Source organism: Blautia sp. Sow4_E7 (assembly GCF_052116245.1).
Taxonomy (GTDB): domain Bacteria; phylum Bacillota; class Clostridia; order Lachnospirales; family Lachnospiraceae; genus Blautia_A.
In genome coordinates, this window is record NZ_JBQKLL010000061.1 from 1 (window position 1) to 9,694 (window position 9,694).

The following is a 9,694-nucleotide window of genomic DNA, read 5'->3' on the forward strand; positions in this document are numbered from 1 at the left end:
GTTCGGGAAACTTGCAAATAAAAATGGAGTAAAATACTCGCATGTCTGGCATCCTAGCGCAGGGTGCCAGATTTCAGTTATGGGGTACACCTTAAAACTGTGCGCTTACGTATCAATGAATGCTATAAAATGTTATTTAGTGTTATTTAGTGTTATTTATTATATCTTGTTAGGATTGACGGAAATTATAAAATTCCTGTTTGGTCACTTTTTTGCTGTAAATATTTATTCCTATATTATGAAGAAAAAAATGAAAGCCATCCCTTTTAAACACGCATGATGAAATGCGGTAGTTTTCAAGAGATGGCTTTCATTTTGTTTTCATATATTGGCTGGCTGATTATTTCATCAATTCTATTAGGTCACTTCTGTCAATTGGAATTTTTGGAATCTCGCGTGGCTGGGGCTGTTCGGAATTTTCAGCCCCAAGGGTTTCGGCAAATCGTTTCATGCTGCTGGCTGATAACTTTATTCTTCGAAGTTCCTTCCACGGAAAGGTAGGAAACGGACATTTTGCGCAGATCCTGGCGTAAGGCTTGTTGATAAAATTATTTTGTCTTTGGAAACCGTTCCGTCCCCAGATCAAGTATCCGGAAGGATTGAAATCCGTGGCTGTTTTCTGACAGGTTTCCAAGCGTTCCTTCTGGAGCCGGATTTCGTCCATCACAAAATCGGCCAGGTATACCATTTTCGTGTTTTCTTCCGGGATGGTGATGGTATCCGTTCGATTGGGAAGATCATCTTTTACGGGAAGCTGCAGGCAGATGGTCTGGTTGTAAAAATGAATATCCCGGAACGTGACCGTAAGGATTTCTGAAATCCTCAGGCCGGCAGTGGATGCCAGAAGCATGGGAAGATAGATGGTCGGTGCTTCCAGTTTGCAGATCTGCAGCATTTGGAGAAGCTGCTGGGGAGAATAGGTACCGGAAGGAACTTCGTTATAATTATGCAGATCCTCTTCTGCTTTTTTTCTTTCTTTCATTATGCGGACTGCATCTGCGCTGTTATCCTGCGTTGTACAGTAATGGTCCCGTGCATCCCGGAAAAAACAGGTTACAGCATCACATACCCTGTAAAATTCGGAAGATGGAACTTTTGCAAGGATATCCATCAGATCGCTGGCAGTCACGTTGTCTATGAAATGTTTTCCGAGGACCGGAAGAATATAAGCTACAATAGACCGGTTGTACGCATTGTCAAAACAGTAGGAATGAGTCCAGTATGCATGGAATTCCTGTACGGTACACTTAAAAACAGTAATCCGCTTTTCTTCCACCTGTTTTTTGTAAACTGGATACATAGCCTCGGCTTCTGCTTCTGTATCGTAATATTTCGTCTGAACCATTTTGCGGCGTCCTGATTCGAAGGTACAATTCATACGGTAACAATACTGGTTTCGGGCGGTAATGTAAAGCGGATGGGCTGAAAGCGTTGCCAAAACCAGGTTTCCGTTTGAGAAAATGTCTTTGAGTTTTGTCGGGTTAATCGTGTTCTGTGGCATTTTATCATTTTCCTTTCTGTTATGGATTTTTATGAGGTTCCTAAAAAGCGTTCCATTTTAACACCTCCGGTAAGCTTTTGGATTTCTTCCCAGGGGCAGTCTTTTTCTAACAGGATCCAGACAAACATATCACGGAGATCATACATGGTAATAATGGGAAGTCCATTCTTTTCCGTGATGTATTTTAATCTTGTATTTAGGGTTTCCAGGGTTTTTACTTTCCCACGGCTGCTGATGCAGAAGTTATCATTATCCTTTTTATCCGGATGGGTGCGAAAGAAACACATATTTTTTTCCTGCCGGAGGACAAGTTCCTCACAGACAAAATCCGGGATCTGAAAAGAACGGTACCGGTCTCCTTCCAACTTCTTACAGCTGTATTTGGAATCTGCTGATTCAGAAGGAAGGCGTCCATCTTTTGTATATTGTTTATGGATGTTTAAGGTTTGGGTGCTGGAATCGAAGTTGTTATAAGTAAGTCCAAGGATCTCACCAGGACGCAGTCCGCAGAACAGTGCCAGAAGAAACTCCAGGCGGTGTGTATATGGATCTTCATGTATGGCATTCAAGAATAATTTCAGCTGTTCTTTTGTATAAATACGAAGGCTGGATTTCGTTTCTTTGCGTTCTGTGATGTCAGATGCCAGGCATGTTTCAAGGAATCCCTGGTTCCAGGCAGAATAAAGAATCCTGTATAATAATTTATAGACGGCATATTCTGCACTTGTACAATAGTTCCTGCAGGATTCGATCAGGTTTTCAATGTATTCTGCATCTATATATGGAAGAAGCGGATCGGCAGTGACCTGGGGCAGAATAATATGGTAGATGATCCAGTGGTATTTTACTTTTGTGCTTCCACTGGTACTCGCCGGGACGTAGAGCTTTTCATACCAGTGTTTGAGATATTCCGTGAAAGTAAATGGACACGGGCTGGATGCTTTCAGCTTTGCAAGCTCTTTTGGGAAAAGGCGGCCGGCTTTCTCATAAGCTTTTTCTGCATTGTCCCGTGTCAGAAATCCTGTGCGGGTACGGTGTTCAATGGTCTTGGCGTTAAAGTTTACAACCGGAGTATGGCAGCACCATAAATTTTTGTGTGAGAAAAATACATTCTCTTCTGCTTTTTTCTGCATAAAGGACCTCCTGCTTATATAAGGCGTAAAAACATCAGTGCCGACTGATGGCTGGCATTCGAACCAGTATTTTCCTGCCTTTATTACTATTATGTCGGATTTTGAAATCCTGTTTTGGAAAAAATAATTTAGCTAAATTGGCGTTCAGATAAAATTATTTTATAGACATATATAATATGTATGAAAATAATAGAAATAGCTTATTTTTATAAGAAGACATTGGAAAAACTAAATTGGGGCTGAATAGGGATCAAAAGTTCCTGCTTATACAGAAGAAAAAGACACACAATATAACGGATCGTTACACTGTGCGTCTTATAAAGAAATGAAAGTTTAAATTTTATCCGAAAAATATTTCATATATGCCGAGTCATCCGGAAGAACATATACCTTACGGCTCCTCTTGGCCAGGGATTCTGGCAGAAGCCCATAAAGTAAGACATACTCTTCCATCTGTCTGCTGAGGTCATAGACCAGCGGCTGATAGTCTACATATACAGTATTGGTAAAATCCGGACTGGAATGCCCAAGGTTTTTTGAAATGGCTTTCATGCTGACTTTTTCGTTGGCCAGGATGGTAGCATTGGAATTGCGCAGTTTCCGCCAGTCGATCTTTGGAAAATTGTATTTCTTTAACAGACGCTGATACGGCTTTTTGTAAAAATTTTGTCCATAGGGCAAACCATTTTTGCGGCAGCAGACATAGCCCAGGTCACAGAAATCCGGTTCTGTGGTCCGGTTGTGTTCATAACGCTGCCGCTCCAGCAGGATCTCCGTCAGGACATAATCGGGCAGTACAACTTTCCTCCGTCTGTTTACCGTTTTCAGCCTTTTCTCCTGAAATTGCATGGAATGGTAGTTTTTATCTGGATCTGCATTTTTTATGCGTCCGAGCTGGGTTTCGATAGATGCACATTTGTTTAAAAAGTCGATGTTATCATACTTCAGGGCCCGGAGTTCCGAAACCCGGAGACCGGTTGCGGCGGCCAACAGCATGGGCAAATAAAGGGATGGTTCTTCCTGCCGGCATACATTCTGGAGACGGCTCAGCTGCGCAGAGGAATATACTTTTGCAACCTGTTTCCTGGCTGCGGGTGTGGACATAAGACGCTGCTCTTCTGCCCTCTTCAGCCGATTCACTTCTGCGGTGATTTTCATGGCAATGTTACAGGAAATATAATTTCTGTCTCTGGCGACCTGCATGGAACTGCTGACAACCGCACAGGCGAGCCTTCGCACATTGGGGGACGGAATCCCAAGCAGAACCTGGATGAGGTCTTTTCGTTTCAGGGAAGGCAGGGAAATGGTACCCAGTGCAGGATCAATATAATTCAATATGATGTTCCGGTATGTCATATAGGTGTTGTACGAAATATCTTTTTCGTCCCACATATAATACCAGAGCCAGTAATCATAAAATTCTTTTACGGTATAGGAATACGGGACAAACTGCTTCCGGCAGATCTGAATGAGTGCTTCATCTCTGGCAAATTGGGCTGTTTTATGGGTGGGAAAGCCACCGCGCTGGATCGATTTTGAAATTCCCGACTGGAAAACAAGTTTAAAACGGAAACTGTATCTCTTACGGGACTTTATATAACTTATACTTCCTCCGGGAAGACAGGAGACAACGCTTCCTAAAAAGAAGGTATCTTTCACAGATGGTTTTTCAATGCATTTTCCCTTGGGCATGGGAAACCTCCTTTCCCAGACTGCCCTGGATTTCAAAAACCGGATCCAAGGTGTTGTTTAATGCGGTTTCAATTTCATTATTTTCATCAGGAAAATTACAGCAGAATGCGATGGTGGAACTGAGTTTTGTGTGTCCCAGGATATGGGAAATGCTTTCGATATCCATTCCCATTTCTGCCAGTATATAGGCTGACACATGACGAAGATCAGTCATACTAAGAGTTGGAAGAAGGGCTGTTTTCGTGATATTTCTAAGTGTTGTACCAGGGGTAGAGGTGGATTTTATTCTTGCAGTGGCGCCAAGGCAGACATAATCCTGAAATTCTGTTGTATCAGGATTGGCTTCCAGGATCAGCCGGTTTTCTTTTTTACGTTTGGAAAGTTCCTGGAAAATGAAATCTGGTATTTTCAAGGTTCGGTTCTGGGCAGTTCCAAAAAGGTTCTTAAATGTTGGAGTGTCAAGATGAGCCCTGTTATCGGTACAGAGCCGCTGAATAGTTAAGGTATGTTCTTTGGAATTGAGGTCTGAATATTTCAGTCCCAGGATTTCTCCTGTAGAAAGTCCGCAGAAAAGGGCAAGAAGGATTTCCAGATAAGAGGATGTTGTGGAAGCCTGGTCAAGCAGTTTCCGGATCTGTTCGGTGGAAAGGAATACGGATTTATGCTGAGGATCCGGATAGTGTTTTAGCTTGGGAAATTCCTTTTCCGGAATATAATTATTCTGGTAAGCAGACCATAAGATGATATTTAATAACTTATAGGCATAATAGCCTCCATTCTGGCAGTATCCCTGGCAGGAATCAAGCAGTTTATCCAGGAACTCTTCGCTGACACAGTTCAGGAGAACGTCATTCTGAAGATGTGGAAGGATGATCTGGTATAGGACCCAGCGGTATTTGAATAAGGTACTTTTGCTGGTGGAATAAGGGGAGTAGACTTCACGAAACCAGTAGTCCAGATATTCAGAAAAGGTAAACGGGATCTTCCGGGACTTTTTCAGCTGCTGGATCTGGCTGGAATAGGCATCCTGGGATTTCTGGTAGCTTTCTTCTGCTTCTTCTTTTGAAGGAAAACCGGAATGGCATTTGTATTCGATGGTACATATAAGGGGATTTACTGTCTGGGTGATATGTCCCCAAGAACCGTCTTCAGCCTGGAATACAGGTGTTCTTTTTTCTTGCATTGTTTTGCTTCTCCTATGTGTATTTTTATGTAAAGGAAAAAGGACGATAAATAAAAAATGTATAGTGCAGTGGGAACACTATACATTTCGAAAATTCCTTTTTCGCCAAACATACTTTGGAAATTTGGGAATATGTTACCAAAACCATTCCTTCAGTTTTCCTTATTTTCCAGAAATTCAATGGCTTCAAAAACATTGGAAAAGGTCATACATTTTCTGAGCAGCCACTGATTTCGTATGTCAGTATCTTCTAAACCTGGCATACCTTCATCCAAAAGTCTTGCCAAAGTCTTTTTGGCATATTTCACTGCAATCGGATAATCTTTTGCAATCTTTGCAGTGATTTCTCTATTTCCCTTTTTATATAAAGGCTCTTCTAACTTTATGTCAGAAATCACTTTCTCTTTCTCAGCAGTAGTTTGCAAAGAAGGCGTATAATATCTGCGGTGCAGCATGAGCCAATATTCAATACATCCCGTTGTCATTAGCAGACGAACACGCGTATTCTTATTCCTGCCAAATTTCCTTAAGCGTTTTATTATTTGATACCGTTCATTTACTTTATCAATATCCTTTGTTTCAACATCAAAGAAGAACCAAATTTCGTTAATAACCTCTTTATAGTCTCTGTACAATGGATCTTTAGCAAAACGATCACTTGCTCTGTCAAATAACCCAGTTTCTTTCGGATACTCAATTACAGCCACATCACTGAATTTATGCTTCAAAAATTCAGTATATGCCTGTTCACTTTCTCCTTCACAAAACACTCTGATAATAACTTTACCAGATCCTCTGCCGCCAGTTTTTCTTGCCATTATTCTACCTCTTCAATCTCAATGTTAGGAGTGGCACCATATTTTCCAACCAAATAGCCTTTCCGGATATTATCGGTTGTCTTGGTAACAAAATCAGTCACGCTGTAAAGCTCAGATGAGCCATCAGACCTTTTTTTATCTGCAAAATAAATCTGATCTTTTCTCATAAACTCTAAATTCATAAGTTCAGTGTTATGCGTGGTGAAAATAATCTGGGCACCATTGGGATTGCTTTTTTGGCTTTGAAACTTTGCAATAATGAAATTAACAAGCATAGGGTGTAATTCCCTCTCTAATTCGTCTACTAATAAAATTCCTCCTTTATTAAGGACAGACTCAATTGCAGGTGCAATTGACATCAATTTCCTTGTTCCATCTGATTCATCCTCCAATTCCAGATGATACAGTTTGTCCTCACCTGCAGCATTAATGCCCTTATGCCTGGTTTTCGCTTTTACCTGGCTCATTTTCAGCTGGCCTTCCGAATTGTTGGAAGTCTCAGACAAAATCTGGATAAATGATGTCAGCGCAGCCTTCATGTCTTCTGGAATATCATCAGGAAATTCAAGATCGTTTCCAATTTCCTTGTTTTCTACCTCAAACTGCATCTCTTCAATTCCAAAGTCTGCTGTTTTTGCATAATCCGAAATAGCTTTAAGCATATTGCTGTCATTGTAATATTCCAGCAACTGCCTCGGAATGTCGGTATAATCCCTGGAAAAGAAAATATCTTCCCGAAACCATTTCATTGCATTAATACATATCGCATCATTCATTGTACACGCAACTGAGAAAAACAGCTGGTTTTCAGCTACCGTTTCACTTATTAATTTTCTCCTTGCTTTATCCTCAGTAAATGTAAATTTCTGTCCTTCTCTGACAAATACCTGGGCTTTTTGCCCTTTGGGTGCATGATATAAAGACTCTCTTACTATTTTTTGCTTCGTTGCAGAAAATGAATACCAATATTTTATACCGTCATTAATATAATCAAATTCAAACTCTGTTGGTTCATTTGCAGAATAATCATTGAGTGCAAAAGGTACTACGGGAACCGCAGCTTTTTCATGCTGTGTTCTCTGTGCATTTCGAATAAACTGAACAGCTAACCAAAATGCCCGGATTACGTTACTCTTGCCTCCACCGTTTTTTCCATAAATGGCTACACCTGGTAATACCTTCATATTATTTTGTTCGATCAGACAGCTTTTAAACGATGCAAGTCCAACTGCCTCCATAGAAAGAACAGCTTCATCCCTGAAAGATCTATAATTTTTAAATCGAAATTCTACTAACATATTTTTGCACCTCCGATATTATTATATCCATAATATGCAGGAAATTCAATTCAAATTATTATTATTTTGATTTTTTTCGCCTTGATTTCTTAAATATTTCTTTATAGTTGTTCTCTTCCTTCTTCCATAATATCATAATATTTGTTCAGAAAGAATAAACAAAAGGAAATTTTTGTGCGTCCAAGCTGGGTTTCGATAGATGCGTATTTATTCAGAAAGTCAATATTCTCATATTTTAAGGCTCGGAGTTCTGAAATCCGGAACCCAGTTGCTGTTGCCAGCAGCATGGGCAGGTAAAGGGATGGTTCTTCCTGCAGGCATATATTTTGGATACAGTTTAACTGGGCAGCAGAATATACTTTTACAGTCCGTTTCCTAGCAGAGTATGTGTCCATAAGCTGCTGCTCTTCTGCCCTCTTCAGCCGGTTTACTTCGGCGGTGATTTTTATGGCAATGTTGCAGGAAATATAGTTTCTGTCCCTGTCTATCTGCATGGAACTGCTTGCAATGGTGCAGGCATGCTTTCGTACAGTGGGAGACGGAATCCTAAGGAGAACCTGTAAGAGATCTTTCCGTTTCAGGGAAGGCAGAGAAATTGTGCGAGCCTGTGAAAAAAAGTCTGTAAATAGCATATGGAAATATATGCGATAAGGGTCTTCTATGATAAAATCTAATTCATAGGAGGCCCTTTATTATGGCAAACAGAAAAAAAGAAGTTTACAAACCAAAACCGATGACTGAAGGAAAAAGAAACATCATTCAGGGGTTACTGCAGGAGTATGATATCGAGACTGCAGATGACATTCAGGCTGCTCTGAAAGATCTTCTTTCCGGAACGATTCAGGAAATGCTGGAGGCTGAAATGGATGATCATCTTGGTTACGCCAAGTATGAACGTTCTTCTCAAAACAATTCTCGAAATGGAACAAAGAGCAAACGTGTCCGTAGTAAATACGGTGAGTTTGAAGTGGATGTTCCCCAGGACCGGGAAAGTACCTTTGAACCCAAGATTTTACCCAAACGTAAAAAAGACATTTCAGAAATTGAGGACAAAATCATTTCCATGTATGCCAAGGGAATGACTACCCGCCAGATCTCCGAGACCATCGATGACATTTACGGGTTTGAAGTAAGCGAGGGCATGATTTCTGATATCACAGATAAACTACTCCCCCAAATAGAGGAATGGCAGAATCGGCCACTCAGTGCTGTATATCCGATTGTGTTTATTGATGCCATCCATTTTTCAGTTCGGGATGACGGAATTGTCCGCAAATTAGCAGCCTATATTGTTTTAGGCATTAATGAAGATGGAAAAAAAGAAGTTTTGTCTATTGTGATCGGCGAAAATGAAAGCAGTAAATTCTGGTTAAGCGTCCTTAACAGTCTGAAAAACCGTGGACTCAGGGACATCCTCATTCTCTGTTCAGATGGACTTACCGGTATCAAAGAAGCGATTTCCACAGCGTTTCCAGCAACAGAACAGCAGCGCTGTATCGTGCATATGGTAAGAAATACGCTAAAATATGTCGCAAATAAAGACATGAAGGCGTTTGCCAAAGACCTTAAGACGATATACACGGCATCGGATGAACCGGCTGCATTGAAACAGCTCGATGCTGTAACAGATAAATGGGCACCAATGTATCCCAGCGCAATGAACAGATGGCATGATAACTGGGATGCTATATCACCGATCTTCAAGTTCTCTAAGGAAGTCAGAACAGCATTTTATACAACGAACGCAATAGAATCCTTGAATTCTTCCTATCGGCGGCTAAACAAGCAGAGAAGCGTATTTCCAAGTTCACAGGCTCTGCTGAAATCACTCTATATCTCGACGAATGAGATAACAAAAAAGTGGAGCATGCCGATTCGGAACTGGGGATTGGTAAGAGGAGAACTCGTGATCATGTACCCCGGCAGAATGCCAGACTAATCAAAAAACGATGCTATATCAGTAAATGGTGAATAACCAGTCAACTTCCTTGCGTCTCCAAAAGATGAGATAATGGTGTGAAAAGTGTAAAAAGTGTGTTTCACACTTTTCACGAAAAACACCACAGGAG

At 40.9% G+C, this 9,694-nt stretch carries 9 protein-coding genes; 2 read left to right on the forward strand and 7 right to left on the reverse strand.

Going from position 1 to position 9,694, the window contains the following annotated elements; genetic code table 11:
* Positions 1–280: hypothetical protein (locus ACTQ50_RS18255; RefSeq protein ID WP_441485365.1), on the forward strand; the 280-nt coding region annotated here is incomplete at its 5' end.
* A gap of 60 nt (positions 281–340) precedes the next feature.
* On the opposite strand, the gene ACTQ50_RS18260 is transcribed toward ACTQ50_RS18255, so the two are convergent.
* The 7 genes from ACTQ50_RS18260 to ACTQ50_RS18290 form a co-directional block, all read right to left on the reverse strand.
* On the reverse strand, positions 341–1,501 hold the full coding sequence (locus ACTQ50_RS18260; RefSeq protein WP_441485366.1) for a hypothetical protein: 1,161 nt from the start codon (positions 1,499–1,501) through the stop codon (positions 341–343).
* 29 nt (positions 1,502–1,530) lie between these two features.
* Positions 1,531–2,634 carry a tyrosine-type recombinase/integrase gene (locus tag ACTQ50_RS18265; protein ID WP_441485367.1) on the reverse strand — a complete coding sequence of 368 codons (1,104 nt, stop codon included), beginning with the start codon at positions 2,632–2,634 and terminating at the stop codon, positions 1,531–1,533.
* A 333-nt stretch (positions 2,635–2,967) separates the two neighbouring features.
* Complete coding sequence (locus ACTQ50_RS18270) at positions 2,968–4,326, reverse strand: tyrosine-type recombinase/integrase (RefSeq protein WP_441485368.1); 1,359 nt, start codon at positions 4,324–4,326, stop codon at positions 2,968–2,970.
* Entirely contained in the window at positions 4,304–5,509 is a 1,206-nt protein-coding gene (locus ACTQ50_RS18275; RefSeq protein ID WP_441485369.1) for a tyrosine-type recombinase/integrase, read from the reverse strand. The genes ACTQ50_RS18270 and ACTQ50_RS18275 overlap by 23 nt, the downstream gene beginning before the upstream one ends.
* Positions 5,510–5,661: 152 nt before the next feature.
* Positions 5,662–6,327, reverse strand: a complete 666-nt coding sequence (locus ACTQ50_RS18280) for an RloB domain-containing protein (RefSeq protein ID WP_441485370.1) — start codon at positions 6,325–6,327, stop codon at positions 5,662–5,664.
* Positions 6,327–7,625, reverse strand: a complete 1,299-nt coding sequence (locus ACTQ50_RS18285) for an AAA family ATPase (RefSeq protein ID WP_441485371.1) — start codon at positions 7,623–7,625, stop codon at positions 6,327–6,329. The genes ACTQ50_RS18280 and ACTQ50_RS18285 overlap by 1 nt, the downstream gene beginning before the upstream one ends.
* A gap of 101 nt (positions 7,626–7,726) precedes the next feature.
* Entirely contained in the window at positions 7,727–8,119 is a 393-nt protein-coding gene (locus tag ACTQ50_RS18290) for a tyrosine-type recombinase/integrase (RefSeq protein WP_441485372.1), read from the reverse strand.
* Positions 8,120–8,358: 239 nt separating this feature from the next.
* Between ACTQ50_RS18290 and ACTQ50_RS18295 the strand changes: the two genes are divergently transcribed.
* The gene (locus ACTQ50_RS18295) at positions 8,359–9,564 is read left to right on the forward strand and encodes an IS256 family transposase (RefSeq protein ID WP_441485373.1); all 1,206 of its coding nucleotides are present in this window, start codon (positions 8,359–8,361) and stop codon (positions 9,562–9,564) included.
* The last annotated feature ends 130 nt before the right edge of the window (positions 9,565–9,694 follow it).

What these genes read in the sequence shown, in the direction of transcription:
- ACTQ50_RS18260 (WP_441485366.1), bottom strand. Translation starts at nt 1,501, where the DNA reads ATGCCACAGAACACGATTAACCCGACAAAACTCAAAGACATTTTCTCA.
- ACTQ50_RS18265 (WP_441485367.1), bottom strand. Translation starts at nt 2,634, where the DNA reads ATGCAGAAAAAAGCAGAAGAGAATGTATTTTTCTCACACAAAAATTTA.
- ACTQ50_RS18270 (WP_441485368.1), bottom strand. Translation starts at nt 4,326, where the DNA reads ATGCCCAAGGGAAAATGCATTGAAAAACCATCTGTGAAAGATACCTTC.
- ACTQ50_RS18275 (WP_441485369.1), bottom strand. Translation starts at nt 5,509, where the DNA reads ATGCAAGAAAAAAGAACACCTGTATTCCAGGCTGAAGACGGTTCTTGG.
- ACTQ50_RS18280 (WP_441485370.1), bottom strand. Translation starts at nt 6,327, where the DNA reads ATGGCAAGAAAAACTGGCGGCAGAGGATCTGGTAAAGTTATTATCAGA.
- ACTQ50_RS18285 (WP_441485371.1), bottom strand. Translation starts at nt 7,625, where the DNA reads ATGTTAGTAGAATTTCGATTTAAAAATTATAGATCTTTCAGGGATGAA.
- ACTQ50_RS18290 (WP_441485372.1), bottom strand. Translation starts at nt 8,119, where the DNA reads ATGCAGATAGACAGGGACAGAAACTATATTTCCTGCAACATTGCCATA.
- ACTQ50_RS18295 (WP_441485373.1), top strand. Translation starts at nt 8,359, where the DNA reads ATGACTGAAGGAAAAAGAAACATCATTCAGGGGTTACTGCAGGAGTAT.